The organism is Luteococcus japonicus, from assembly GCF_003752415.1.
GTDB classification, from domain to species: Bacteria; Actinomycetota; Actinomycetes; order Propionibacteriales; family Propionibacteriaceae; genus Luteococcus; species Luteococcus japonicus.
The window spans coordinates 1,704,170-1,727,773 of sequence record NZ_RKHG01000001.1 but is presented as its reverse complement, the minus strand read 5'-3'; the positions used below and the strand labels follow the sequence as shown (position 1 = coordinate 1,727,773).

General features: G+C 68.4%; 23 protein-coding genes, 3 tRNA genes and 3 pseudogenes. 20 read left to right on the top strand and 9 right to left on the bottom strand.

Annotation, left to right across the window (positions count from 1 at the left end):
* Positions 1-17: 17 nt before the first annotated feature.
* Positions 18-989, bottom strand: a complete 972-nt coding sequence (locus EDD41_RS08430) for an NAD(P)H-quinone oxidoreductase (RefSeq protein WP_094765495.1) — start codon at positions 987-989, stop codon at positions 18-20.
* Between the two features lie 66 nt (positions 990-1,055).
* Between EDD41_RS08430 and EDD41_RS08425 the strand changes: the two genes are divergently transcribed.
* Positions 1,056-1,143: transfer RNA gene (locus EDD41_RS08425), tRNA-Ser, on the top strand.
* 35 nt (positions 1,144-1,178) lie between these two features.
* On the top strand, positions 1,179-1,703 hold the full coding sequence (locus tag EDD41_RS08420; RefSeq protein ID WP_094765494.1) for a hypothetical protein: 525 nt from the start codon (positions 1,179-1,181) through the stop codon (positions 1,701-1,703).
* Between the two features lie 37 nt (positions 1,704-1,740).
* Here EDD41_RS08420 and EDD41_RS08415 read toward each other — a convergent pair whose 3' ends face one another.
* On the bottom strand, positions 1,741-3,372 hold the full coding sequence (locus EDD41_RS08415; RefSeq protein WP_123575578.1) for an LCP family protein: 1,632 nt from the start codon (positions 3,370-3,372) through the stop codon (positions 1,741-1,743).
* Positions 3,373-3,547: 175 nt separating this feature from the next.
* On the opposite strand from EDD41_RS08415, the gene EDD41_RS08410 reads away from it, so the two are divergent.
* Positions 3,548-3,641, top strand: a tRNA-Ser gene (locus EDD41_RS08410).
* 101 nt (positions 3,642-3,742) lie between these two features.
* Here EDD41_RS08410 and EDD41_RS08405 read toward each other — a convergent pair.
* Both EDD41_RS08405 and EDD41_RS08400 read right to left on the bottom strand, forming a co-directional pair.
* Positions 3,743-4,990, bottom strand: coding sequence for a PTS transporter subunit EIIC (locus EDD41_RS08405; protein WP_094765492.1), 1,248 nt, complete (start codon positions 4,988-4,990; stop codon positions 3,743-3,745).
* Positions 4,991-4,998: 8 nt separating this feature from the next.
* Positions 4,999-5,784, bottom strand: a complete 786-nt coding sequence (locus EDD41_RS08400) for a GntR family transcriptional regulator (RefSeq protein ID WP_123575577.1) — start codon at positions 5,782-5,784, stop codon at positions 4,999-5,001.
* 192 nt (positions 5,785-5,976) lie between these two features.
* Here EDD41_RS08400 and EDD41_RS08395 point away from each other — a divergent pair, with 192 nt between their 5' ends.
* On the top strand, positions 5,977-6,207 hold the full coding sequence (locus EDD41_RS08395; RefSeq protein WP_123575576.1) for a PTS sugar transporter subunit IIB: 231 nt from the start codon (positions 5,977-5,979) through the stop codon (positions 6,205-6,207).
* The gene (locus EDD41_RS08390; RefSeq protein WP_123575575.1) at positions 6,204-6,650 is read left to right on the top strand and encodes a PTS sugar transporter subunit IIA; all 447 of its coding nucleotides are present in this window, start codon (positions 6,204-6,206) and stop codon (positions 6,648-6,650) included. Before EDD41_RS08395 ends, EDD41_RS08390 begins: the two co-directional genes overlap by 4 nt.
* A gap of 123 nt (positions 6,651-6,773) precedes the next feature.
* Here the strand turns inward: EDD41_RS08390 and EDD41_RS08385 are convergent, their stop codons facing one another.
* Positions 6,774-8,684, bottom strand: a complete 1,911-nt coding sequence (locus EDD41_RS08385) for a phosphoenolpyruvate carboxykinase (GTP) (RefSeq protein ID WP_123575574.1) — start codon at positions 8,682-8,684, stop codon at positions 6,774-6,776.
* Between the two features lie 207 nt (positions 8,685-8,891).
* Between EDD41_RS08385 and EDD41_RS08380 the strand changes: the two genes are divergently transcribed.
* The 15 genes and pseudogenes from EDD41_RS08380 to EDD41_RS17485 all read left to right on the top strand — a co-directional run bounded on the left by EDD41_RS08380 (position 8,892) and on the right by EDD41_RS17485 (position 21,637).
* Positions 8,892-8,964 (top strand) — tRNA-Arg (locus EDD41_RS08380).
* A gap of 429 nt (positions 8,965-9,393) precedes the next feature.
* Complete coding sequence (locus tag EDD41_RS08375; protein WP_094765488.1) at positions 9,394-9,954, top strand: Lrp/AsnC family transcriptional regulator; 561 nt, start codon at positions 9,394-9,396, stop codon at positions 9,952-9,954.
* 29 nt (positions 9,955-9,983) lie between these two features.
* Positions 9,984-12,629, top strand: coding sequence for a PEP/pyruvate-binding domain-containing protein (locus EDD41_RS08370; RefSeq protein ID WP_123575573.1), 2,646 nt, complete (start codon positions 9,984-9,986; stop codon positions 12,627-12,629).
* The gene (locus EDD41_RS08365; protein ID WP_123575572.1) at positions 12,626-13,204 is read left to right on the top strand and encodes a hypothetical protein; all 579 of its coding nucleotides are present in this window, start codon (positions 12,626-12,628) and stop codon (positions 13,202-13,204) included. Before EDD41_RS08370 ends, EDD41_RS08365 begins: the two co-directional genes overlap by 4 nt.
* Positions 13,205-13,298: 94 nt before the next feature.
* Positions 13,299-13,541 (top strand): hypothetical protein, encoded by a 243-nt coding sequence (locus EDD41_RS17495; protein ID WP_245995577.1) that lies wholly within the window; start codon positions 13,299-13,301, stop codon positions 13,539-13,541.
* Positions 13,542-13,591: 50 nt separating this feature from the next.
* Positions 13,592-14,149 (top strand): annotated as a pseudogene (locus EDD41_RS17805) (cation:proton antiporter domain-containing protein); the annotation flags it as partial.
* Positions 14,150-14,240: 91 nt separating this feature from the next.
* Positions 14,241-14,669 (top strand): annotated as a pseudogene (locus tag EDD41_RS17800) (cation:proton antiporter domain-containing protein); the annotation flags it as partial.
* Positions 14,670-14,706: 37 nt separating this feature from the next.
* Positions 14,707-15,429, top strand: a complete 723-nt coding sequence (locus EDD41_RS08355) for a glycerophosphodiester phosphodiesterase family protein (RefSeq protein ID WP_148060512.1) — start codon at positions 14,707-14,709, stop codon at positions 15,427-15,429.
* 24 nt (positions 15,430-15,453) lie between these two features.
* Entirely contained in the window at positions 15,454-16,380 is a 927-nt protein-coding gene (locus EDD41_RS08350) for a 1,4-dihydroxy-2-naphthoyl-CoA synthase (protein ID WP_094765484.1), read from the top strand.
* A gap of 151 nt (positions 16,381-16,531) precedes the next feature.
* Positions 16,532-17,479, top strand: a complete 948-nt coding sequence (locus tag EDD41_RS08345) for a type IV toxin-antitoxin system AbiEi family antitoxin domain-containing protein (protein WP_094765483.1) — start codon at positions 16,532-16,534, stop codon at positions 17,477-17,479.
* Positions 17,480-17,616: 137 nt separating this feature from the next.
* Positions 17,617-19,059, top strand: coding sequence for a DUF2079 domain-containing protein (locus tag EDD41_RS08340; RefSeq protein WP_170165292.1), 1,443 nt, complete (start codon positions 17,617-17,619; stop codon positions 19,057-19,059).
* A gap of 34 nt (positions 19,060-19,093) precedes the next feature.
* The gene (locus EDD41_RS08335; protein WP_123575569.1) at positions 19,094-19,771 is read left to right on the top strand and encodes a response regulator transcription factor; all 678 of its coding nucleotides are present in this window, start codon (positions 19,094-19,096) and stop codon (positions 19,769-19,771) included.
* Positions 19,768-20,679, top strand: coding sequence for a HAMP domain-containing protein (locus EDD41_RS08330; RefSeq protein ID WP_123575568.1), 912 nt, complete (start codon positions 19,768-19,770; stop codon positions 20,677-20,679). Before EDD41_RS08335 ends, EDD41_RS08330 begins: the two co-directional genes overlap by 4 nt.
* Positions 20,679-21,077 (top strand): annotated as a pseudogene (locus EDD41_RS18155) (sensor histidine kinase); the annotation flags it as partial. The gene EDD41_RS08330 and the pseudogene EDD41_RS18155, both read left to right, overlap by 1 nt.
* 77 nt (positions 21,078-21,154) lie before the next feature.
* The gene (locus EDD41_RS17485) at positions 21,155-21,637 is read left to right on the top strand and encodes a hypothetical protein (RefSeq protein ID WP_245995575.1); all 483 of its coding nucleotides are present in this window, start codon (positions 21,155-21,157) and stop codon (positions 21,635-21,637) included.
* A gap of 12 nt (positions 21,638-21,649) precedes the next feature.
* Here the strand turns inward: EDD41_RS17485 and EDD41_RS17480 are convergent, their stop codons facing one another.
* The 4 genes from EDD41_RS17480 to EDD41_RS08310 all read right to left on the bottom strand — a co-directional run bounded on the left by EDD41_RS17480 (position 21,650) and on the right by EDD41_RS08310 (position 23,564).
* A complete protein-coding gene (locus EDD41_RS17480; protein WP_342769283.1) occupies positions 21,650-21,928 on the bottom strand; it encodes a GNAT family N-acetyltransferase in 279 nt (92 codons plus the stop codon).
* A 9-nt stretch (positions 21,929-21,937) separates the two neighbouring features.
* The gene (locus tag EDD41_RS08320) at positions 21,938-22,300 is read right to left on the bottom strand and encodes a GNAT family N-acetyltransferase (protein WP_123575566.1); all 363 of its coding nucleotides are present in this window, start codon (positions 22,298-22,300) and stop codon (positions 21,938-21,940) included.
* Positions 22,301-22,459: 159 nt separating this feature from the next.
* Positions 22,460-22,957, bottom strand: a complete 498-nt coding sequence (locus EDD41_RS08315; RefSeq protein WP_123575565.1) for an NUDIX domain-containing protein — start codon at positions 22,955-22,957, stop codon at positions 22,460-22,462.
* Positions 22,958-23,024: 67 nt separating this feature from the next.
* A complete protein-coding gene (locus EDD41_RS08310) occupies positions 23,025-23,564 on the bottom strand; it encodes a hypothetical protein (protein ID WP_123575564.1) in 540 nt (179 codons plus the stop codon).
* Positions 23,565-23,604 lie beyond the last annotated feature (40 nt).

Below are 23,604 nucleotides of genomic sequence, written 5' to 3'. Positions count from 1 at the left end.
GCGCCCACCCGCGCCCGTCAGGCGACGAGGATGATCTTGCCGATGTTCTCGCCGCCGGCCAGCTGCTCGTGGGCGCGGCGCGCCTCCTTGAGCGGGATCCGGGTCTCGGGGGCGGGCTTGATCCTGCCGTCGGCGATCATCGGCCACACCACCTCGGCGACCCGCTGGCAGATGGCCACCTTCTCCTCGACGGGCCGGAAGCGCAGGCTCGTCGCCGTCACCAGCGCGCGCTTGGAGAGGAGCTTGCCGATGTTCAGGGTGCCCTTGACACCGCCCTGCATGCCGATGATGACCAGCCGGCCGGCGGTGGCCAGGGCATCGACGTTCAGCTCCAGGTACTTGGCGCCCATCACGTCCAGGATCACGTCGGCACCCTGGCCGTCGGTGGCCTCCTTGACGGCGGCCACCCAGTCATCGTGGTAGTCGATCGCGACGTCGGCGCCCATGGCGCGGCAGTGCTCCAACTTGGCCTTCGAACCGGCCGTGGTGAGCACCCGGCACCCCAGCGCCTTGGCGTACTGGATGGCGAAGGTCCCGATGCCCCCCGCGCCGCCGTGCACCAGCAGGGTCTCGCCGGCCTCGAGGCCCACGCCGTCCATGTTGCTGACCACGGTGGCCGCCACCTCCACCAGGCCCGCGGCGGTGACGACGTCGACGCCCTGTGGCACGGCAATGCACTGGCCTGTGGGGACGACGAAGTACTCCGCGTAGGCGCCGCCTGCCAGCAGGCAGACCACCTCGTCGCCGACGGACATGCCGGTGACGCCCTTGCCGAGTTCGGCCACCGTGCCGGTGGCCTCCAGGCCCATCACGTCGCTGATGCCGCGGGGCGGCGGGTAGTGGCCCTGGCGTTGCAGGAGGTCGGCGCGGTTGACGCCGACGGCGATGGTCTTCACCAGCACCTCACCCTCCGCGGGGGAGGGGGTGGGGACTTCGGACCACTGCAGCTGCTGGGGTCCGCCGGGCTCGGTCACGGTGATTGCGCGCATGGCATCCAGCCTGCCACAGCGTCGAGTACGATGGCCGACGACGTCAGGACATGTTCCGGGCGTCACGGCGAGGTCGCATAGTGGACTAGTGCAGTCGCCTTGAAAGCGACCGAGGGGCAACTCTCCGTGGGTTCGAATCCCACCCTCGCCGCCAGATCAACGTTCGATCACCACGAACAGGAGTCCCCCGTGACCGCCGCACCCAGCCCTCGTCCGGAACCGGCTCGCCACGTCCTGAAGCCCAGGCCACCGGTTCGTGCCTTCGTGATTGCCGCAGTGCTCGTCCTGCTGGGGGCCCTGCTGCTGGCCGCGGTCTCCGGTGCGGTGTGGACCGCGCTGGCCGTCGTGCTGCTGCTGGCCGGCCTGGCGCTGGCGGGCATGGCCGGCTGGTCCATGCACACCATGCGTACCTTCGTGGACCTGGACGCCGAGGGCTACCGGATCGTCGGGCCCGGTGTGGACAAGGCCGGTAGCTGGGGTGATGTCACCAAGGTGACCACCAGCGCCCACGGCTCGCACCTGACGCTGTACCACGGGCAGGTGGGCCGCACCCACATCCTGTGCCCGGGGGGCGGCGATGACCCGGAGATGAAGGCGCTGGTGGCGGATGTCGCCGCGCACCTCGACGCCGACCGTGGCTATGGCGAGACCATCAACGTCCCGCTGATCAACCCCCACGAGCCGCAGGACCCCGACGTCGTCAGCCACGGCTGAACCCCGGCGGCATGGTCAGCGCCAGTGTCCGAGGCCCTCAGGGCTGTTCGGGTCCCGGGTTGTAGGCGCAGGCATCGCTGACGTCCTCGCTCTGGGTGCTGGGCGCCGCGGACGGGGTGCTGGCCTGCTGGGTGGGTTCCTGGCTGCTGGGTGCGGCCGATGACGGAGTGGTGGCCGGCGCGGTCTTCTTCTTCGGTGCAGGGGCCGCCTTCGCCTCCTCCAGTGTCTTCTGGACGCGCTGTCGCATCATCATGAAGTCCGGATCCGTGGTCTCGAAACCGTCCTTGCCATGGACGAAGAGCACCCGTCGCACATGCCCTTCCTTGACCCGCAGGGTCAGCGCCACCAGGGGGGACAGGACGTCCTGGGGAATGTCGGTCATGATCATGTCCTTGGACGCCCGTGCGATCGCCTCGTAGCGGGTGAGCATGGTGGCGGGATCCGCCTGGTCGATCACGGCCTTCACGACGCAGGTCTGGCGGCCCATCCGGTTGTAGTCCGTGGAGCCCTTGCGGCTGCGGGCGTACCACATGGCGTAATAGCCGTTGAGCAGCTTGTCCGGGCCTGGCTCGATCCACCCCGTCGACGCGCGGCCCTCGGAGTCGCCGGCCACTGGGATCCGGGAGTTCACGTTCAGGTGGACTCCACCCATGGCATCGATCAGCTTCGTCAGGCCGTCGATGTTGACCATCATGAAGTAGTCGATCTCCAGGCCGAGGGCCGCGCCGACGCCGAGCTTCAGCGCATCCGCGCCCGGGTAGTCGGTTCCGGTGAACAGTTCCGGATGCTGTGCGGGAACGTTCTGGTAGACGGCATTGGCGAAGTACTCGGCATTGTCCGCATTGCCGCCGTAGAAGCCGTCGGGATAGGCCCCGGCGAGCGGGCTCCCCTCCGGGAAGGGCATCCGGGCCATGTTGCGGGGGATCTGGAAGAGCGACGTGTCACCGGTGGCGGTGTCTATGCTGGCCACCATGATCGTGTCGGTGCGGACCCCGTCGCCGTGTTCGTTGCGGATGGCGGTGGAGTCCGCGCCCAGGAGAAGGATGTTGAGCCGTGGCTTGTCCTGGAACAGGGCAGTGTCGGGGCGGGTCTGGGAGCGGCTGTCGGTCCGGAAGACGCCGTCGACCAGGGATGCCTGGTTGCGCGCATAGCCGGCGCCGACGACCAGTGGCGCACTGACCGCGAAGCTGAGGACGGCCACCCACACGGCGCCCAGGCTGCGCTGCAGGGTACTCGGCCGCGAGGGCCGAGTCAGGGTGTGTGTCGCGGCGATCAGCGAGGACAGGAACAGGGCCGCGGCCACCGCGCCGATGCCGACGATGCGCAGCATCCCGGGGCGCACCGCCACCGACGCGAGACCTGACAGATTGGTCCACAACAACAGCGAGACAGAGGCCAGGCCGATCACCCACGCCCCGAAGATGCCGAGGCCGATTCCGCGTCGCCTGGTGGGCAGCAGGCCCAGCCCGGGGGCGATGGCGGCGAGGGTGGTCCACCCCAGCGCGCGCCGGAAGGCCCCGGTCCGTGAGCCCTCGTGGATGGTCCCCGGACCCGGAGAAGGGATCGCCGGATTCACCCCGGTGTCTTCGGAGCTGGTCCGGGCTCGTCGGGGGCGTGGCGTTCTGGGGGCGTCGTCGGCAGCGCTGCGCGCACGTCGGGCTGGAGGCATGGATGTCCTTCTCGAATCTGTCGCTCGATGCTATGGCCCCGCAGGGGCAGGACCCAAGGTGGGGGCTGTGGCTTGCTTGAGGCCACCTCGAGGGTTGCCGAGGCGCCGAGTGTGGCAAGGATTTCCGGCGTGACTTTGCCCGAGCGCCAGCCACCCGATACTGTTGTCCCTCGTTGGAGGTGTCGCCTAGTCCGGTCTATGGCGCCCGCCTGCTAAGCGGGTTTGGGGCTAAAACCCCATCGCGAGTTCAAATCTCGCCACCTCCGCCAACCAGAAGGCCCCCGGGAGAGATCCCGGGGGCCTTCCTTCTTTCGCTGGCCGAGCCTGTCGAGGCCCTCGACGGGCTCATGGAGGGGTAGCGGAACGGGTTTCAGACGTTGACGCTGTCGTCGGCCAGGGTCGCCTCGCCCTCTTCCTCGCGCCCCGGGGTGCGCAGGTTCCACTTGCGGATGATGATGCGGAAGAGCAGGTAGTAGACGACGAAGTAGACCAGTCCGATGCCCACCAGCAGCGCCGGCTTGGTGGAGATGTTCCAGTTCAGGGCCAGGTCGAACAGGCCGGCGGAGAAGCCGAAGCCGGCCTTGATGCCCAGGGCATTGCACAGGGCGATGGAGACGCCCGTCAGGAGGGCGTGGACCACGTACAGCGGCCATGCGACGAACATGAAGGCGAACTCGATGGGCTCGGTGACGCCGGTCAGGAAGGCGGTCAGGGCGGAGGACAGCATGATGCCGCCGGTGACCTTCTTCATGGTGGGCTTGGCCTCCTGCCAGATGGCGATGGCGGCACCGGGCAGGGCGAACATCATGATCGGGAAGAAGCCGGTCATGAAGGCGCCCGCAGTCGGGTCACCCGCCAGGAAGCGGTTGATGTCACCGTTGACCACCTTGCCGCTGGCGTCGGTGAAGTCACCCAGCACGAACCACGGCACCGAGTTGAGGATGTGGTGCAGGCCGGTGGGGATCAGCAGGCGGTTCAGGGTGCCGTAGACGAAGCCGCCGAGCACGGCATTGCCGGCCACCCAGTTGCCCAGGCTGGTCAACACCTGGTCGAAGGCCGGGTAGATGAAGCTCATCAGCACGCCCAGCACCAGGGCGGCGAAGGAGGTGAGGATCGGCACCAGGCGACGTCCGCCGAAGAAGGCCAGGTAGGTGGGCAGCTTGGTGCGGTAGAAGCGCTGGTAGAGGTAGGCCGCCACCAGGCCGATCACGACGCCACCCAGCACCCCGAAGTTCACCAGTTCCTGCTTCTCGTCCTTGCCTGGAAGGCCAAGCACGAAGGGGCTCATGGCGTCGGTGACCCCCTTGAAGACCATGTAGCCGATCACGGCGGCCAGCGCCGTGGAACCGTCGGACTTCTTGGCCATGCCGATGGCGATGCCGACGGCGAAGAGCAGCGGCAGCCAGGCGAACAGGGCATTTCCTGCCGCGGCGAAGATGGGCGCGACGTGGGTCCAGCCCAGGCCGTTCTTGCCCAGCAGGTCGTCCTGGCCCAGACGCAGCAACAGGGCTGCGGCGGGCAGGGAGGCGATGGGGAGCATCAGGGAGCGGCCGAACTTCTGGATGCCGGCCATCCTGGACTTGCCCGGCTTCGCTGCCGGGTCCGTGGTGGTGGACATGATTCCTCTCAATGGTGGTTGGGGAAGGATTGGCTGAGGGTGGATTCGGAGGGCATGGACCCGTCGAGGGCCATCCCGAGGCTGTAGCGGTCACCGCGGTAGTCACTGCGGACGCATTCGACGGGCTCTTCTCCGGCCGCGGAGCGGCGCAGGAAGGTCATCACGGCGGCGGGCGGCTGCACCCGCAGCAGGCGGCAGGTGCGCTCGTCGGCCAGTTGTGAGGTGGCCACCTGTTCCGCACGGTCGATCACCAGCCCGTGCCGGTCGCGGAGGAGTTGGTAGAGCGACGAGTGGTCCTCGTCGCCGAAGCCGGGCAACAGTTCCGCGTTGTACCAGCCGGTCTCGACGGCCATCGGCAGCTCGTCGGCCAGTCTGAGGCGTTCCAGCCGCCAGTGGCGGCCGTCCAGCCCCGTGCCCAGGAAGCGGCTGACCTCGGTGGGGGCGGGGGTGAGGGAGCAGTCCAGCACCACGGTGCTCGGCCGGTAGCCGCGACGGCGCATGTCGTCGGTGAAGGAGGCCAGGTGCAACCGGGACTCGACGCTGCTGCGTGCCACGAAGGTGCCCTTGCCCGGGGTGCGCACCAGGACGCCGTTGGCCACCAGCTCGCCGACGGCGCGCCGGACGGTGGCGCGCGAGACACAGTGACGCGCCATCAGCTCCCGCTCCGAGGTGAGTGCATCACCGGGCGAGAGCTCGTCGCGGATCGTGTGCAGCAACAGTTCCCGCAGCTGGACGTGCTTCGGCACAGCACTTTCGGTGACGACGCGGATGGACTCCTGCGGTGCGGGCTGCACGGTGCCTCCTGACGGGCGGCTGTTCCGGGAGACGGCGGCTTCATTGCCGCCGGTACCAACTGGTACGGTCCAGTATGTACCAGAGGACTCTGCCTCGGCGTGACGACGAAGTCAACACCGCCGCGCAGGGCCCGGGTCGGTAGGCTCGAATGACAAGGCAAAGGCGCCATGGCGCCGGACGAAAGGACCACGATGAGCAAGGCAGAGCAGATCCTGGCGGGCCTCGGCGGCGCCGGCAACATCGTCGAGATGGAGCCGTGCATCACCCGGCTGCGCACCGAGGTCAGCGACCCGTCGCTGGTGGACGAGGCCGCTCTCAAGGCGGCCGGCGCACACGGCGTGATGCGGACCGGGACCGTGGTGCAGGTCATCGTCGGCCCCGAGGCGGACACCCTGAGCGAAGACATCCAGGACCTGATGTGACCAGCGTCCTGGCGCCCGTTGCCGGAACGGTCCGCGGGCTGTCCGGCGTCAGTGACCCCGTCTTTGCCGCGGAGATGGTGGGTTCCGGCGTGGCCATTGAGCCGGCCGAGGGCCCGCAGAGCGTCGTCTCACCGATCGCGGGCAAGCTGCTCAAGGTGCACCCGCACGCCTTCGTGGTGCACGACGGCAGCATCGGCGTGCTGGTGCACCTGGGGATCAACACCGTCAGGCTCAAGGGCGACGGCTTCACCGTCCTCGCGCAGGAGAAGGGCGTCGTGGAGGCCGGCCAGCCGATCGTCGAATGGGATCCCCAGGTGGCCCTCGAGGCCGGCATGGACACCGTCGTGCTGGTCTGCCAGATGGACACCGCCCCCGGCTCGATCGTCCCGGCCGAGGCGGACGTGCCCATTGAGCAGGGCTCGGAGCTCTTCGCCACCGTCTGAACCGGGCCCTCGACAGGCTCGGGGGCCGGGATGTTCAGGATCGGGTACCAGCTGCACGGGACAGGAGGAGGGCCCGGTAGTCCGTGATGGACTACCGGGCCCTCTCGTCAGCTCAGGCGGGGACTACTTCTTGACGCCCTCGCGCACCTTGTCGAGCTCCGCGGAGATCGACGGAGGCAGCTTGGAGCCGAAGCTCTCCAGCCAGCTCTCCAGGCGCGGCAGCTCGTCGGCCCACTCGTGGGCGACGTAGCGGGTGCACTCCTCGACGGCCTCGGGGGTCATGTCCAGGCCCTCGACGTCGAGCTCTCCGGCGGCGGGAACGATGCCCACGGGCGTCTCCTGGCCCTCGGCCTTGCCCTCGAGGCGGTCGATCATCCACTTCAGCACGCGGCTGTTGTCACCGAAGCCGGGCCAGACGAACTTGCCATCGGCACCCTTGCGGAACCAGTTGGTGTAGAAGATCTTCGGCAGCTTGTCCTCGGTGGTCTTGTTGCCCATGTCCACCCAGTGCTGCAGGTAGTCACCGACGTGGTAGCCGATGAAGGGCAGCATGGCCATCGGGTCGCGACGCAGGACGCCGACGGCACCCTTCGCGGCGGCCGTGGTCTCCGAGGAGCAGGTGGCGCCCATGTACACACCGTGGTTCCAGTCCCGGGCCTGGGTGACCAGCGGAATGGTGTTCTCGCGACGGCCCCCGAAGATGATGATGTCCAGCGGGACACCCTCGGGATTGTTGAAGTCCTCGGACAGGATGGGGCACTGCTCGATCGGGGTGCAGAAGCGACTGTTCGGGTGCGCGGCCTTCTCGTTGGCGCGGCCACCCTCGGGGCCCTCCTCGGGGGTCCAGCTACGGCCCTTCCAGTCCGTCAGGTGCGGGGGCTTGACCGCGGTCATGCCCTCCCACCAGACGCCACCGTGGTCGGTCACGGCCACATTGGTGAAGATCGAGTTGCCCTTCTCGATGGTGCGCATGGCATTCGGGTTGGTGGCAGCGCCAGTGCCGGGGGCCACGCCGAAGAAACCGTTCTCCGGGTTGGTGGCGTACATCCGGCCGTCCTTGCCGATCCGGATCCAGGCGATGTCGTCGCCCAGGGTCTCCACCTTCCAGCCGGAGATGGTCGGGTCCAGCATGGCCAGGTTGGTCTTGCCGCAGGCCGACGGGAAGGCGGCGGCCAGATGGTAGGCCTTGCCCTCCGGACTGGTGAGCTTCAGGATCAGCATGTGCTCGGCCATCCAGCCCTCGTCGCGGCCCATCACCGAGGCGATGCGCAGCGCGTAGCACTTCTTGCCCAGCAGGGCATTGCCGCCGTAGCCGGAGCCGTAGCTCCAGATGGCGCGCTCCTCCGGGAAGTGCACGATGTACTTGATCTCGCTGCACGGCCACGGGACGTCCTTCTGGCCGGGCTCCAGCGGGTAGCCGACGGAGTGCAGGCAGGGCACGAAGGGGGCGTTGCGCTTGGTCATCTCGTCCAGGGCAGCCTGACCCATGCGGGCCATGATCTTCATGCTGAGCACGACGTAGGCGGAGTCGGTGATCTCGACGCCGAACTTCGAGTCCTCCGAGTCCAAGGGGCCCATGCAGAAGGGGATGACGTACATGGTGCGCCCACGCATGGCCCCATCGAACAGGCCGTTCATGATGCCCTTCATCTCATCCGGGTGCATCCAGTTGTTCGTGGGGCCGGCGTCGGCCTCGTTCTTGGAGCAGATGAAGGTCTGGTCCTCCACGCGCGCCACGTCGTCGGGATCGGACTTGCAGTAGATCGAGTTCGGCATCTTCTCTTCGTTGAGCTTGATGGCCGTGCCGGACTTCACCAGCAGGTCCACCAGCTCGTCCCACTCCGCATCCGATCCGTCGCAGTAGCGGATCTTGTCGGGCTGGGTCAGGGCGGCGACCTCGTTCACCCAGTCGACGACGGACTGGAGCTCGGGCAGCTTGCCCTCCACCGGGATGTCCTTGACGTTCTTGCGCTCGAAGTCCTTCTGGGGCTCGTCGTCGAGCGGGTTGACCGGATCGGGATTGGGAACCTGCATGCTGTGCTCCTGTACGTCGGTGTACTCAATGGGTGAAGACCAGTGGGGGCACTGGTCTGAAAACAGACCACCGGGATGAGTTGTATCATCGCCCAGGCTCGGGAACGTTGTCCACTTGGTCTGGCGCCTGTCTCGCAGGTCGGCAAAGTGCTCGATTTGGCTTGGGCGTCATCTCGCGGTAATGTTTCTTCTCGCCCGCAAGGGCATGCACTCGTGGCTCAATGGATAGAGCATCTGACTACGGATCAGAAGGTTGGGGGTTCGAGTCCCTCCGAGTGCGCAGGAGGCGAAGGCCCCGGTCCCAGGACCGGGGCCTTTGTCGTGTCCGATGGTCCTCACGGCGATGGCCATTGAATGTGAAATTGACCACACGCATCGCGTTTCGCTCTGTGGACCCGTCCGAGTCTGGACGAAACCGAACCGCGCCCCCAGCGAGGTTCCAGATGGTCTGGAGCCCTGCTGGGGGCGCGGTTCATGTGATGACTCGGGTTGCCGGGTACTGGCTCCATCCCTGCCCCTGGCTGCCTTGTGGGCCTCTTCGGGGTGTCCGCTCCGGGCTGCTTCGTGGGCTGCTCGGTGACACCAATGTGCCGCTTCGACGCCAGATTGCACAACAGGCTGATGAAAGATTGATCAATCTGATCAAAGACGGCGATAGGCTGTGGTCATTCTTGGGCAGATCACCCAGTGAAGCCAACGAGGAGGCGCCATGGCAGCCGAGGCCGACTACCAGCTCGACGAGACGGACCGTCGCATCCTGGCGGTCCTCGACGAGGACCCGCGGATGCCGGTGCTCCTGCTGGCGCAGAAGACGAAGCTGGCCCGTGGCACCGTCCAGTCCCGTCTCGAGCGCTACCGCGAACTGGGCCTGTTGCGCCTGGCCAGCACCCGCATCCCACCCTCGGCCCTGGGTTGTGGGTTGGCGGCGACCGTCTCCGTCGAGCTGGACCAGCACCAGTTGGAGGATGCGGTCACAGCACTGCGTCAGATCCCAGAGGTGCTCGAGTGCTTCGCGCCGGCTGGCGGGACGGACCTCCTGTGCCGCGTCGTCGCCCGCAATCCCGACGACCTCTACCGCGTCAGCGAGGAGATCCGGCTGTGTCCCGGGATCCTGCGAACCTCCACCAGCGTCTTCCTGCGTGAGGTGGTCGGCTACCGGATCAGGCCGCTGCTGCTGGCCCGTCAGGAGGCACCCCGTGGGCGTCGCGCGCCTAGACTGGAGCCGGCCCGCGGTGATTCCGGAACCCGCGCGGTGCGTGGAACTCGTTGACGGCTCAGGGCAGGCGAAGGAGATTCCAGATGGAGAACATCGGCTGGCTCGACCAGGACCGTGGGGCGGTACTCGTCGGAGGCAAGGGCGCCAACCTGTCCCGGATGCTGCGGGCCGGCCTTCCCGTGCCCAATGGCTTCGTGGTCACCACCGACGCCTACCGCCGCTACCTGGAGGCGGCTGATCCGCAGGGACACCTGCCGCACCTGGTGGACTCCGGCGACGAGGCAGGCATCCGCGAACTCTTCACGACGCCCCTGCCAGTGGACCTGGCCCACGATGTGGTGACGGCCTGGCGGGATCTGGGAGGCGGTGCCGTGGCCGTGCGCAGCTCCGGTACGGCCGAGGACCTCACCGGTGCGAGCTTCGCCGGCCAGCAGGACAGCTACCTCAACATCCGCGGGGCCGATGTGCTCGTCGACGCCGTGCGACGCTGTTTCGCCTCCCTGTGGAATGAGCGGGCCGTTGCCTACCGCACCCGCCATGGCGTGGACCAGCACCGGGTGGCCCTGGCCGTGGTCGTGCAGAAGATGGTGGAGGCACAATCCGCAGGCGTGATGTTCACCGCCAACCCGGTCAACGGTCGTCGCGACGAGACGCTGGTCAGCGCGACCTTCGGGCTGGGCGAGCAGGCGGTGCAGGGCGGCGCGGCGGACACCGTCGTCGTGCGTGCCGGCACCGTTGAGCAGCGCAGCACCGTGGACAAGCGGGTACGCATCCAGTCCTCCACCGAGGGCAGCGGGACGGTGGACCTGGCCGTCGCCCCACAGGATCGCCATGCCAGCGCCCTGACCGACGCACAGGCTGTCCACCTGGCGGAGCTGGGGCACCGCGTCGAGGAGATCTTCCAGGCCCCCCAGGACATCGAGTGGGTGCTGGCGCCCGACGGCGCACTGGTGCTGGTGCAGGCCCGGCCCATCACCGCCCTGTCCCAGACCGTCGGCGACATTCCCGAAGACTGGTCCGTGCCCGATGACAAGGCCATGTACGTGCGCGCCTCGATCATCGAGCAGATGCCCGATCCGCTCAGCCCCTTGTTCGCGGACATGGTCCGTCCCGCCGTCGTGCAGGGGCTGCGTACCGTGCTGCGCCGCTACTTCGATGACCGCAGCCTGCGGCCGGGGGACCTGGACTTCCCGACGATCAACGGTTACGCGTACTACTACTACGGCCGCGACGGCATGCTGCGGTTGCTCAAGCAGAGCCCGCAGGCGGTGGCGGCACTGGGTGGGCGAAGCCAGCTCAACGGCGAGAAGCTGTGGGAGAGCGCGCATCCCGCCTACCAACAGGTGGTGGCCAACTGGGGTGAACAGGACCTGGAGGGCCTGCCCAGCCGGCAGTTGTTGGTGGGCGTGCAGTCCCTGCTGGACGCCGCGTGTGAGTACTACGCCACGGTGCAGGCCGTCATTCCTCTGGCGGCCAGCGCCGAGCTCCCCTTCACCCGCCTGTACACCAGCCTCGCGAAGCAGGCCGGCGGGCCGCCCGCATCGGTCTTCCTGCAGGGCTTCGCCTCCCTGCCGATCGAGGCCGAGCGGTCGCTGTGGTCCCTGGCGCAGTGGTGTCGTGAGCGGCCGGGCCTGGCCGACGCGCTGCTGGCGGACCGGCCCCTGGGCGGGATTGCGGAGGCGGCGGACTTCCAGCGGCGGCTGGCAGAACACCTGGACCGTTTCGGCCACACGGTCCAGACCCTGGACTTCATGGTGCCCGTGCCTGCCGATGATCCCACGCCGGTGATGGAGACCCTGCGCTGGTACATGGGTGCCAAGGGCCTCAACCCCGACGAGCGGCTCAACCAGCAGACCGCCCGGCGCGAGGCGGCGGAGGCGGAACTCTTCTCACGCCTGGACCCCGCCCGCAAGGCCATCCTGCAGCCGCTGCTGGTCAAGGCGCAGCACCTGGCGCCGGTGCGCGAGGACGCGTTGGCCGACGTCGGCCTGGCCTGGCCCCTGATGCGTCGCATGCTGCGCAGCCTGGGTGGGCGTCTGGTCGACCTCGGCGTCGTGGGCGAAGCCGACGACATCTTCTGGTTGCGCCGCGACGAGCTGACAGCCTTCTGCGATCAACTGGACGACGGGGCAGCCGAGCAGACAGCGACAATGGCCGAGCAGACAGCCACGATGGCCGAGCTTGTCGAGGCCCGTCGCATCGCCTGGCGCGGGCAGCGTGCCGCCACGCCGCCGCAGCTGTTGCCCCACAATGCCTGGTACAAGATGTTCCACCGCTTCATGCCCGCCATGGAGACCCAGCAGGAGGGCCCGGTGATCAAGGGGCTGGGTGTCAGTCAGGGGCGGATCACGGGCCCGGCGCGGGTGATCAGGGGGCCGGAGGACTTCGACCAGATGTTGCCGGGGGAGGTCTTGGTCTCGCCGATCATGACGCCCGACTGGACGCCGCTGTTCGCGATGGCAGCCGCGGTGGTCACCGACGTCGGTGGCCCTCTGTCCCACAGTTCCATCGTCGCGCGTGAGTACGGAATTCCCGCCGTGCTCGGGACCGGCATCGCCACACGTCGCATCCGCAATGGCATGCTGATCACTGTGGATGCTGATCGTGGACAGGTGACCATGCCGGAGGGCGAGGCACCCGTCGAGAGTGGGTTCAAGCCCCGGGTTCCCTACAAGTTTGCGTTCGGCGCGGCGGCTGCAGCCGCCCTCGCGTTGAGGAAGCTGTTGTGACCACGGCGGGACGTCGTCCCCTGACTGTCCTGGTGGCGGGCGCACTGCTGGTCACCAGCGGATGCTCCGGCAAGGACGACGCGCAGGCCCCGAACACCCCCACCCCGCCCCAGTACGTGACGCTCAGCTACACGCCTCCGGCGGACATGACCGAGGTCTCACTTCCCGCCAGCACGCCAAGTGGCGGTGTCCGGTCCGAGGTGAAGCTCTTCCGCAGTTCCGACGGGTGCCAGTTGCGCGTGGTGCGGCTGCTGATCGACAAAGGTGACGGCACCGAGGATCAGGACGCCACCTACAACATGCTCGGCGCCATCATGAAGGTCTCCGGCATTTCCACCTTCCAGGCCAATGGGTTGATGGTCCCCGGCGATCCGGGGCCAGTGCCCACTCTCACCGCCAGCGGTGCGACGAGCACCGATGCCCTGCGGGCCGCGGGCCGGCTGAGCAATGAATCCCTGCAGGGCTACCAGCTGGTCTACGGCTGCCCGAAGGCAAAGATGGTGGAGAAGAAGTGGACGGCCCTGACGGACTCGTTGCGAGTCGACGGGTTCACCGGCTCCCTGGAGGAGCACTGAGCCCGCTGGAAGGCGCGGTCCTCGGCCCACCCCTGCGGGGGTGAGGAAGCCCGTCGATGCCCGACGGCGGCGCGGGGTGCGCTAGAAGTGGCCCGTGGCCGTCGCTGATCTGTGTTACCTGGTGGTGGGCGCGGCCCTTCTCCTTGCCGTCGTCCTGCCCGCCGCGCTGCGGCGCCTGCCCCTCTCCGCGCCCATGGTGCTGGTGCTGGTTGGTCTCGTCCTGGGGCTGCTTCCCGGTCTGCCCGACTGGTGGGTCGACCCGACTGCGCACCAGGCGGTCACCGAGCACCTCACGGAGCTGTGCATCTTGGTGGCGTTGATGGGCTGGTGGCGTTGATGGGCTGGTGGCGTTGATGGGCTGGTGGCGTTGATGGGCTGGTGGCGTTGATGGGCGTCGGGTTGTCGCTGGATCGTCGGATCAGTCTGCTTCGGCTCCACACCCTGCGAGCCTGGTCTGCCTCCTGGCGGCTGCTGCTGGTGGCGATGCCGCTGACCATCGCGGGCGTCGCCGTTGCCGGCTGGGGATTGATGGGTCTTGCACCTGCCTCGGCGCTGCTCCTGGGGGCCGCGCTGGCTCCCACGGACCCGGTTCTGGCCAGCGACGTCCAGGTGGCAGGTCCCACCACCGGGGGAAGCCAGGCCGATCTTGACGAGCATGACGAGGTCCGTTTCGGTCTCACGGCGGAGGCCGGCCTCAACGACGGTCTTGCCTTCCCCTTCGTCTACCTCGCCATCGCCTGGGCCGGAGCCGGTCAGCTCGGCGGGTGGGTCTGGCACTGGGTCTGGTGGGACCTGGTGGCCCGGGTGCTGATTGGCGTGGTCTGCGGCATCGTCGTCGGCTGGGTGCTGGGGTGGCTGGCCTTCCATCCGCCGAAGGCCGCGCTGCGCCGAGTGCTGACCGGGGAACCCATCCTTGCGCTCGCCTGCCTCGCGCTGGCCTGCGGCACGGCCGAAGCCCTGCACGGGTACGGCTTCCTGGCCGTCTTCGTCTCGGCGGTGACACTGTGGTGGCTGGGAGCCGGAGCACGAGTACCACCAGTCCATGCACGAGGTCACCGAGCGGATGGAGACCCTGCTCACCCTGTTGCTCCTGCTGATGCTGGGACTGAGCCCCACCAATGGCCTGATGGAGGCACTCACGCCGGCCGGGATGGCCGCGGGGCTGCTGCTGGTCTTCGTGGTCAGGCCGCTGGCCGGCTGGCTGTCGCTGTCGCTGTCCCTGCGCAGCGCCAATGAGCATTCCGCGGGAGTGCGCCTCACCAGGGCGGACATGGCGGTGATGAGCTTCTTCGGCGTGCGCGGCATCGGCACCATCTACTACCTCGCCTACGCCACCAGACATCAGACCTTCGCGGACCAGGAGGCCCTGTGGGCGACGGCGGCCTTCACCATCATCCTGTCCGTGCTGGTTCACGGCGCATTGTCCGGTCTCGTGATGGACTGGCTGGAGCGTCGCCAGGCATGACATCCGGTGTTCACCCGGGTGTCCTAGCGTGAGCAACATGACAAGCATCTGGGCCCACCGCGGAGCCAGCGCCGTCGCACCCGAGAACACCATGAGCGCCTTCCGTCGCGCCGTGGAGCTGGGTGCCGACGGCATCGAACTGGACGTCCAGCGCACCGCCGACGGCAAGCTCGTCGTCATCCATGACGAGACCCTGGACCGCACCACGAGCGGTTCGGGGCGTGTGGTGGAGGCCGTCTGGGACGACATCCGCGAGGTGGATGCCAGCGCCGGTGACCCCGCCTTCGACGGAGAGCGCCTGTGCCTGCTGGAGGAGGTGCTGGAACTGCTTGCCCCCACCCAGATGGTGCTCAACGTGGAGCTGAAGGACGGGGTGGAGCACTACCCGGGCATGGACCTCCAAGTGGCCGAGGCCGTGCGCGCCGCCGGGATGACTGACCGGGTCATCCTCAGCTCCTTCAACCATGTCCAGTTCGCCGGTTCCACGGAGCTTGGTCTGCCGTTGGGGCTGCTCTACGTCGAGCCGCTGTGGGCCGTCGAGGAGTACGCGGCCGCCTTCGGTGCCGCCGCGGTGCATCCGGACTTCCGCACCCTGTCCGAACCGAGGCTGCTGGAACGCCTGAATGACAAGGGAATTGCCGTGAATGCCTGGACGGTGAACCGGCGCGCGGACCTGGAGCAGATGTTCCGCCGGGGCGTCGATGCCGTGATCACCGACGAGGTGGAGCTGGCCCTCCAGGTGCGAGCCGAACTGTCCTGAGCCGGGGCCGATAGGCTCCGGTGCATGGTCGACAATCCTTTCAAGCCCGAGCTGTGGGACGAGATTCCCGGCTTCGACTTCACCGACATCACCTACCACCGCGCCAAGCACGTGCCCGCCGTACGCGTGGCCATCAACCGGCCCGAGGTGCGCAATGCCTTCCGGCCGCACACCGTCGACGAGCTGTACACCGCCCTGGAGCACGCCCGGACCAGCGCCGACATCGGCTGTGTGTTGCTCACCGGCAACGGCCCCAGCGCCAAGGATGGCGGCTGGGCCTTCTGTTCGGGTGGCGACCAGAGGATCCGTGGCAAGGCCGGCTACATGGCGGAGGCCGATGCCGGCAGTGGCGCGAATGATGGCTCCGCCAAGCCCTCGCCGATCGACCAGGCCAAGCTGGGCCGCCTCCACATCCTGGAGGTGCAGCGTCTGATCCGGTTCATGCCCAAGCCGGTCATCGCCCTAGTCAACGGCTGGGCGGCCGGCGGCGGACATTCGCTTCACGTGGTCAGCGACATGAGCCTGGCCAGCGCCGAGCACGCCAGGTTCAAGCAGACCGACGCCGACGTCGGCTCCTTCGACGCCGGCTACGGCTCGGCCTACTTGGCCCGTCAGGTGGGGCAGAAGGTGGCGCGCGAGATCTTCTTCCTGGGCCAGACCTACGACGCCCAGCGCGCCTACGAGATGGGCACCGTCAACAAGGTGGTCCCGCACTCCCAGCTCGAGGACGAGGGGCTGGAATGGGCGCGGATCATCTGCGGCAAGTCGCCGACGGCCCAGCGCATGCTCAAGTACGCCTTCAACGCCGTCGACGACGGCCTGGTGGGCCAGCAGATCTTCGCCGGCGAGACCACCCGTCTGGCCTACATGACCGACGAGGCCGTCGAGGGACGTGACTCCTTCCTGGAGAAGCGTGACCCCGACTGGTCCGAGTTCCCCTACTACTACTGAGCCGGTAGCGATCCTGGTCACCGTTTGCCACTCCTAGGGATGGCAAACGGTGACCAGGGTCGTGGGTGGGCGCTTGGGCAGGTGTTGTCCGGTTGTTGTCCGGGGCCTCGTGTGCCTTCCGCAAGGCCGCACAGGCGCGCAGGATCGGGGCATGTCCACGCGTCTCACCGTGCCCCAGGCCCTCCTCGCCCTCGCCAAGGCCCAGTCCGGTGCGTTGACGGTGGAGCAGTGCCTGATGGCGGGCTTCACGCGCAATGCCGTGGCGCGGATGGTGGCCGATGGTGCGTGGGTGCGGGCCGGACGTGGCTTGTACGTGACCCACTGCCTGGAGTGGAGCCGGGGCACCCGTCACTGGCTGGCGATCCTGGCGGCCGGCGACGGGGCCGCCCTGGGGCTGGAGACGGCTGCGGCGCTCCAGGGCTGGGGCAAGCCCACCAAGGAAGTCCACGTGGTGGTGCCGTGGGCACAGAGGAAGGTACAAGCAGGCTTCTGGACCACTCACGCGACCCGTCTGGGCTTCAGGACCAAGGGCAGTCCGCCCCAGACCACGGTGGAGCGGACCGCCCTGGACATGGTGCGGGCCAACCCGATGCGTGCCACATCGATCCTCACCGATGCCGTGAACTCCAGGAAGACGAAGCCCGAACACCTGCTCAAGGAGTTGGCAAGGTTCAAGAGTTTTCCGCGCCGGGATGTGGTTCGTGGCCTGCTGGGTGACATCGGGGAGGGTGCGTTGAGCGTGCTCGAGGTGATGTGGCTGCGGGACGTGGAGCGCGCGCACGGCCTTCCACCGGGTGAGCGCCAGACCACCAGCCGGATGGGCTTCCGGGACATCCGTTACGGCAGGCTGCTGGTGGAACTGGACGGCCGGCTGGGGCACGAGGGGTCGGATGCCTTCAGGGACATGGACCGGGACAACGTGCACCTCCTGCAGGGCGAATCAACCATGCACTTCGGCTTCCATGACGCGGACACCCGGCCGTGCGCCTGCGCCGCCATGGTGGCTGCCGCGCTGAGGATGCTCGGAACAGTGGTGGACTGGAACCCCTGTGGGCGCGGCTGCATCGAGTCCGAGGCCCTCCTGGACCGCAGCTGCTGACGGGGCGAACGGCCTTGGTCACCGTTTGCCACTCCTAGGGATGTCAAAGGGTGGCCAAGAAGCCAGCCCTGCCCTTGTGACCCGACACCACATGTCCGGTGACGGTGCCGTGACCCATGTCCGGTGGGGTCAGGGCCATGGACCTGTTGCTCCCTTCCCCTGCGCCGGCGCTCCGTCATCCCACATCGCCCGGTCCTCGCGACGTCTGGTGCCCGGTCCTGGTCGGCCTGCTCGTGGCCGCTGGTCATGCCGCGGTCTCACTGCGGATCTACAGCCACCTGGGCTGTGGCATGGACCTGGCGATCTTCGACCAGGGCGTGCGCTCCCTCAGCCAGGGGCACTGGCCCACCAGCGCCATGAAGTCGGCCGGGATGAACCTGTGTGGTGACCACTTCCACCCCGTGATCGTGCTGGCCGCACCGCTGTACTGGCTGTGGGACGACCCACGGATGCTGCTCATTGCCCAGGCGATGGCGCTGGGGGTGGGGTGCGCGGTCCTGGTCCGGACGGCCCAGCGCCTGGTGCCCGGCCGCGGCCCAGTGCCGGTGGCGGTGCTGTTGGGGCTGGGGCTGGCGGCGGCGCCCGGGACACAGTGGGCGATGGTCTTCGACGTCCACGAGGTGGCCTTCGGTGTGCCCCTGCTGGCGCTCTCGCTTGCCGCCCTGCGGGAGGAGCGTTGGTGCGCCTTCACCGCGTGGTCGCTGGCCGTGCTGCTGGTGAAGGAGGACGCCGGACTCCTGGTGGCCGGGTTGGGTGGGGTGGTCTTCCTGATGGGACGACGCCGACTGGGCGCGACCCTGGCCGCCGTGGCGATGGCCTGGACAGGTTTGGTGCTGGTCGTCATCATCCCCGCGCTGTCACCCACGGGCCAGTGGCTCTACCGCGGCGCCGTCGGCGGGCCGCGGGCCAGCCTGCACCATGTGTCGCAGGCGCTCCTGTCACCCGGACTGCTCACCGGCACGGTGGCGGTGATGCTGTTGGCCACGGGGCTGGTGGCGTTGCGCTCACCACTTCCGTTGGCGCTGCTTCCCTCGCTGGCCGCCCGGTTGATCAGTGGCAATCCGGCCTACTGGGGAATCACCTACCACTACAACCTGCTGCCCAGCGTCGTGCTGGCCTTCGCCACCCTGGACGGGATGCGACGGTTCGCACCGCGGGCTCGGCAGAGGGCTACGGCACTGCTGGTCATGGCCGTGATGTGCAGCGCCCGTTACGGTGCGGTCGGACTGCGCCTGCGGGACCACGTCGACCCCGGCCGTGTGGACGCGGCCCGCGAGGCCCTCGGAGTCGTCCCTCCGGCCGCCCGCTGGCGGCCGATGTCTTCCTCACCCCGCACCTCACCCGAGAGCATCCCGCAACCCAACAGGTCCGGCCCGCGTGGCCGCCCGGAAGGGCGGACTACCGGGATGACATCGGCCGCCCGCTGGCGGCACGCTGGCTGGTGCTCGACCGGAACTCTGCCAGTCATGGCGGCGCGGAGCACTGGCTACCCCAGGCCCTGGACCACTTCCACCGCGAGGGATGGCGCACCGTCCACGACCGGGACGGTTTCGTGGTGCTCACCCGCTGACAGGTTGTGACACTGCTGTGACGAGCGCCTGCCAGCATGGGGCCATGGCTGAAGTCCTCCTCGTCGACGACGACCGTGCGGTACGCGAGTCCATGGCCGTGGCGTTGCGCCGCCTAGGCCATGAGGTGACCGCCGTCGAGGACGGACTCGCCGCCCTGGCCGCCCTGGCACCCGGGCACCGGTGCGACGTGGTGCTGCTGGACGTGATGATGCCCGGCATCAACGGCTTCGAGACCTGCCGGCGGATCCGAGTGACCAACGGCCTGCCCATCGTGATGCTCACGGCGCGAGGTGACGACACCGACGTCGTGGCCGGTCTGGAGTGTGGAGCCGACGACTACGTGGTCAAGCCCGTCTCACCGCGGGTGCTCGACGCGCGGATCAAGGCGCTGTTGCGTCGCGGTGCCCGCTCCGACGAGGCGCCGGTCGCGCGGCTGGGGGAGCTCGTCGTGGACATGGCCGCCATGCGCGTGACCCGCGACGGCGTGGACTTGGGATTGACCCCGATGGAGTTCAGGTTGCTCGAGGTCCTGCTGCGCAATGCCGGGCAGGTGCTCACCCGCGCAGTGCTGCTGGATCGCGTCTGGGACTACAAGTACGGGGGCGACTCGCGGCTGGTGGACAGCACCCTGCAACGGCTGCGCGCCCGGATCGAGCCGGATCCGGCGCACCCCACCCACATCCACACCGTGCGCGGCGTGGGCTACCGATTGGACCGATGATGCGACGCGTGTCCGTGCGTTTCCAGATCGCTCTGCTGGTGTGGTTGGCGATCGTCGCCAGTACCGCGATCTGCGGGCGGTTCGCCGTCCGGATGACCGAGGCCGCGACGTGGGACCTGCTCTGGCAGGAGTCACAGTCCGTCGGGACGGGGCAGGTGCTGGCCTGGCAGCGGGCGAAGGACAAGACGCCGGAGGGATTCGTCGCCTCCTACCGGCCGGCGAAGTACCCGGATGGCAGTGAATGGGACCACACCGCGGACCCCCCGCTCTGGATCTGGGAGGTGCCGAGCAATGCGACGTCGGTGGACATGGCCAACCCGGTGCAACCGGTCTGGTCCGCCGGCGAGAACCCCCTGGTGACCTCCGGTCAGGGTGCAGGGGAGATCTCGGGGGACCCTTCGGTCTTCCCGAAGGAGGCAACGCCCGCCTTCTGGCCCGTCAGTCTGTCGTCACTGGAACATGACTTCGCGGGATCCAGCACGTTGCCCATGACCAATGGGAAGACGTTGGTCGTCGTGGAGACGATCGACACCACCGATGCGCGCTTCCGCGTCGACTATCAACGACGGGAAGCCCTTCGGCTCGGCATCCTGATCAGCCTGGTGGGTGCCGCGCTGGCCTGGGTGCTGGCCGGGCTCACGAGCCGTCCCATCGAGCGCCTGGGCCGGGCGGTGCGTGCCTTCGGTGATGGTGGTGGTTCCGCGCGGGCCGCCGCGTCCGGGCCGGCGGAGGTGGCCCGGCTGGGGCGGGACTTCAACGCGATGGCAGACCGGGTGCAGGCGACGCTGGCGTCGCAGCGACGCTTCGTCGCCGACACCTCCCACGAGCTGCGCACCCCCACGGCCGCGCTGCTGGCCAGCAGTTCCGCCCTGGACCTCACTGCTCCCATGACGAGGTGCTGGACCTGATGGTGCCGCAGGTGGGGCGGCTGGCCGGGCTCACCGAGGACCTGCTCGCGCTGAACCGCTTCGACGAGGGAGCCCAGCGCGTGGATGCCCACGAGGTGGAGGTGGTCGCGCTGGTACGGCACGCCGTCGACGAGGTGGCCGCGGGGCGTGACGTGCACGTGGAGGGGGAGGAGTTCAGGGCGAACCTGGATCCGCACCGCGTCCGGCTGGTGGTGCGCAACCTCGTGGGCAACGCCCTACAGCACGGTGCGGAGCCGGTGGTCGTGACGGTCTCCCCGCAGGATGCCGGGGCACGGATCGAGGTGCAGGATGCGGGACCTGGCGTCCCGGGCGACCTGCGGGAGGTGGTCTTCGACCGCTTCGTGCGCGGTGATGGTGCCCGGCACGAGGGCGGCCGCGGATTGGGGCTCTCGCTGGCGCGGGAGACCTGCCGGCTGCACGGTGGTGACCTCGAGTTGGGAGCCGGGGGAGCTTCGTGGCAACCCTCGCGGACCCTGCGGCGGCGGGCACGGTGCCCCCGACGGAACAGCCCCGTGAGGGACGCCGTCCGCTGCGGGGCGTCCTGGAGGAGGCATCACCGTTGGCCGCGCTGCAAGGCCTGGTGCTACTCCTCTCGTCGGTGGCGATCTCCGGGCAGCTCTACTTCGCCAATGACTCGGAGCTCTTCTCCCGTCCGACGTGGCAGTGGTTGCCCTTCTTCTTGCTTGGCTGGTCCGTGGCCAGTGCGGGAGCGGTGGCCTGCGGGCGGCTGGGGCGGCGCGTGGACCGCACCCTGGGGCTCGTGCTCACCCTCGTGCCCATTGCCGGTCTGTGGTGGTGGGCACACAGGGCGGGGGAGTTCCCGGTCTCCGATGCCCTGCTGGTGGGAACCAGTGCGTGGCTGGTGTGCCGGCTCGCCGGGGCCGCCAGGCAAGCATCCTGGTCACCGTTTGCCACTCCTAGGGATGGCAAACGGTGACCAGGATCGAACTCAGAGCCCGATGAAGGTCCGGAAGGCGTCGGCACCGTCCACCCGGACGGGGTGGGGCGGCCTGGTGAAGTTCTCGGGGAGCAGGACCACCTTCTCCTCGACGCGGACCCGCTCCCCGTCGGGGTGGACCATGCGGACCCGCCCGTTGAACTGGTAGCCGACCTTGCGGCTCACTCCCGCGGAGCGCTGGTTCTCGTCGAGGTAGGCCGACGTCATCTGCGCTGCCCCCGGCTCGTCGAAACCGAAGGCGCACACTGCCTGGCGCATCAACGTCCCCAGGCCTCGGCCCTAGAAGCCCCTCCCCAGCCAGGAGCCCGTCTCGATGCTGCGGGTGATGGGGAAGTCCTTGGCGGTGAGGTCCTGCACCCCCACGATCCGCCCGTGCTCCCGCACGGCCAGTACCAGGTGCCAGTCGTCGGGTTGGAAGGTGGCGAAGGTGCCCCAGTAGAAGCGCATCGTGTTGGCGGGGATGAGCTCGGGCGGGTTCTCGGCCCAGCGGCGCAGGAAGGGAAGGTACTCGTCGGGGTCGTAGATGCCCGAGACGATCAGCTCGGAGACCTCCTGGATGTCGCCCTCCCGCACGCACCGCAGCTCCAGCGGTCCGCAGGTGATGCGCAGCCCGAAGGGCGGGAAGATCTCCTCGATGTCCATGCTGACAGTGAACCGCAGGTGCCCCGGCGACGCACCCCTATTTCCTGGCGTAGCGCGTGCCCACGCCGCGCCGGCTGCTTCTCCCGGCGACCTGTGTCCGGGGTGCCACGAGCATTCCGTGGCGCAGGGGGCGGGACGCGGCGCGACGTGGGGCGGAGGTCAGCCGATCACGGCAGGGTTGCGACGCCCATCCTCCAGGTAGACGCACGAACGGGCCTGCATCCCGACGGCGACTCGGCGGGAGATGGCGGGGCGCAAGAGCTCCAGGGCCTCGGTGAGTGGGGCGAAGCGGTGTTCACCGATCTCGTGCCGGTCGATCCGGATCCGAGCGGCGTCGGCGGGCGCCACGGTGCCGCAGTGGAAGAGGAAGCGCAGACCCATCTGGCGCCCTTCGTGGGGGCGGGTGTCCACCACCACCAGGCGTCCTCGGCGCACGGCCAGGCCCACCTCCTCGCGCACCTCGCGCTGGCAGGCCTGCCACGGCGACTCCCCGTCGCTCTCCATCGAACCGCCGGGGATGCTCCAGCCGCTCTTGTAGGTGGGCTTGACGATCAGCAGCTTGCCCTGACCGTCGAGCAGGATCGCACCGCAGGAGATGGGAACCGTCGGCAGTTGGGCAGGGCGAGAGGTCTGGTGCTGGGCCACGTGGACAAGCATGCTCTCCCTGAGGGGTTCCGCGCACATCTGGCCAGCCGCGTGGACGTGAGGGCTCCCCTGCTGCGACTCACCTGGAGGTGCGGGCTGTCGCCAGATCATGCCGGAGACGCGAGCGTCGCCACTGTGTCACGTGTCGTGCCCAGGACTTCCACGGATAGGACAGGCGAATCCAGAAGTAGTTGACGTATTCGATCGCTCCGAAGACGACGCAACCCACGGCCAGGGCCGCGGCGGACCCGGCTGGCCGTTGCCAGACAAGCATGCCGGTGGCCGCCAGCAGGAGCAGCGGATTGACCCACGTCAGGACCGCAAACGAGCATGCCAGCACAGGCGGCATGCATGATCGCTTCACCCAGTCCCTGGCGGCCAGCCAGTAGATCCCGCCTTGGATGAGGATGAACTCAAGTGGGAGGAAGGACAGCCAGAGGGTGAGGGCTGCGGGCCGCAGCGAGCTGCTCGAGGAGGTGTAGAGCCCGAAGACACCCGCGAAGGTCACTGCAGCCACCAGTTCCCCGGTTCCCAGGCTCAGGTATCGACGGCGGAGGTATTCCCTTCGGGTGAGCGCGGCCTCGATGTTTGGGGAAGGTGCTGTTTCGGTCGTGTCCATGACCTTGATCCTAGAAGTGTCATCGCGGGCCTTGCGGTTC

What these genes read in the sequence shown, in the direction of transcription:
- EDD41_RS08430 (WP_094765495.1), bottom strand. Translation starts at nt 989, where the DNA reads ATGCGCGCAATCACCGTGACCGAGCCCGGCGGACCCCAGCAGCTGCAG.
- EDD41_RS08415 (WP_123575578.1), bottom strand. Translation starts at nt 3,372, where the DNA reads ATGCCTCCAGCCCGACGTGCGCGCAGCGCTGCCGACGACGCCCCCAGA.
- EDD41_RS08405 (WP_094765492.1), bottom strand. Translation starts at nt 4,990, where the DNA reads ATGTCCACCACCACGGACCCGGCAGCGAAGCCGGGCAAGTCCAGGATG.
- EDD41_RS08395 (WP_123575576.1), top strand. Translation starts at nt 5,977, where the DNA reads ATGAGCAAGGCAGAGCAGATCCTGGCGGGCCTCGGCGGCGCCGGCAAC.
- EDD41_RS08385 (WP_123575574.1), bottom strand. Translation starts at nt 8,684, where the DNA reads ATGCAGGTTCCCAATCCCGATCCGGTCAACCCGCTCGACGACGAGCCC.
- EDD41_RS08375 (WP_094765488.1), top strand. Translation starts at nt 9,394, where the DNA reads ATGGCAGCCGAGGCCGACTACCAGCTCGACGAGACGGACCGTCGCATC.
- EDD41_RS08370 (WP_123575573.1), top strand. Translation starts at nt 9,984, where the DNA reads ATGGAGAACATCGGCTGGCTCGACCAGGACCGTGGGGCGGTACTCGTC.
- EDD41_RS08355 (WP_148060512.1), top strand. Translation starts at nt 14,707, where the DNA reads ATGACAAGCATCTGGGCCCACCGCGGAGCCAGCGCCGTCGCACCCGAG.
- EDD41_RS08350 (WP_094765484.1), top strand. Translation starts at nt 15,454, where the DNA reads ATGGTCGACAATCCTTTCAAGCCCGAGCTGTGGGACGAGATTCCCGGC.
- EDD41_RS08345 (WP_094765483.1), top strand. Translation starts at nt 16,532, where the DNA reads ATGTCCACGCGTCTCACCGTGCCCCAGGCCCTCCTCGCCCTCGCCAAG.
- EDD41_RS08340 (WP_170165292.1), top strand. Translation starts at nt 17,617, where the DNA reads ATGGACCTGTTGCTCCCTTCCCCTGCGCCGGCGCTCCGTCATCCCACA.
- EDD41_RS08335 (WP_123575569.1), top strand. Translation starts at nt 19,094, where the DNA reads ATGGCTGAAGTCCTCCTCGTCGACGACGACCGTGCGGTACGCGAGTCC.
- EDD41_RS08330 (WP_123575568.1), top strand. Translation starts at nt 19,768, where the DNA reads ATGATGCGACGCGTGTCCGTGCGTTTCCAGATCGCTCTGCTGGTGTGG.
- EDD41_RS08320 (WP_123575566.1), bottom strand. Translation starts at nt 22,300, where the DNA reads ATGGACATCGAGGAGATCTTCCCGCCCTTCGGGCTGCGCATCACCTGC.
- EDD41_RS08315 (WP_123575565.1), bottom strand. Translation starts at nt 22,957, where the DNA reads ATGCTTGTCCACGTGGCCCAGCACCAGACCTCTCGCCCTGCCCAACTG.
- EDD41_RS08310 (WP_123575564.1), bottom strand. Translation starts at nt 23,564, where the DNA reads ATGGACACGACCGAAACAGCACCTTCCCCAAACATCGAGGCCGCGCTC.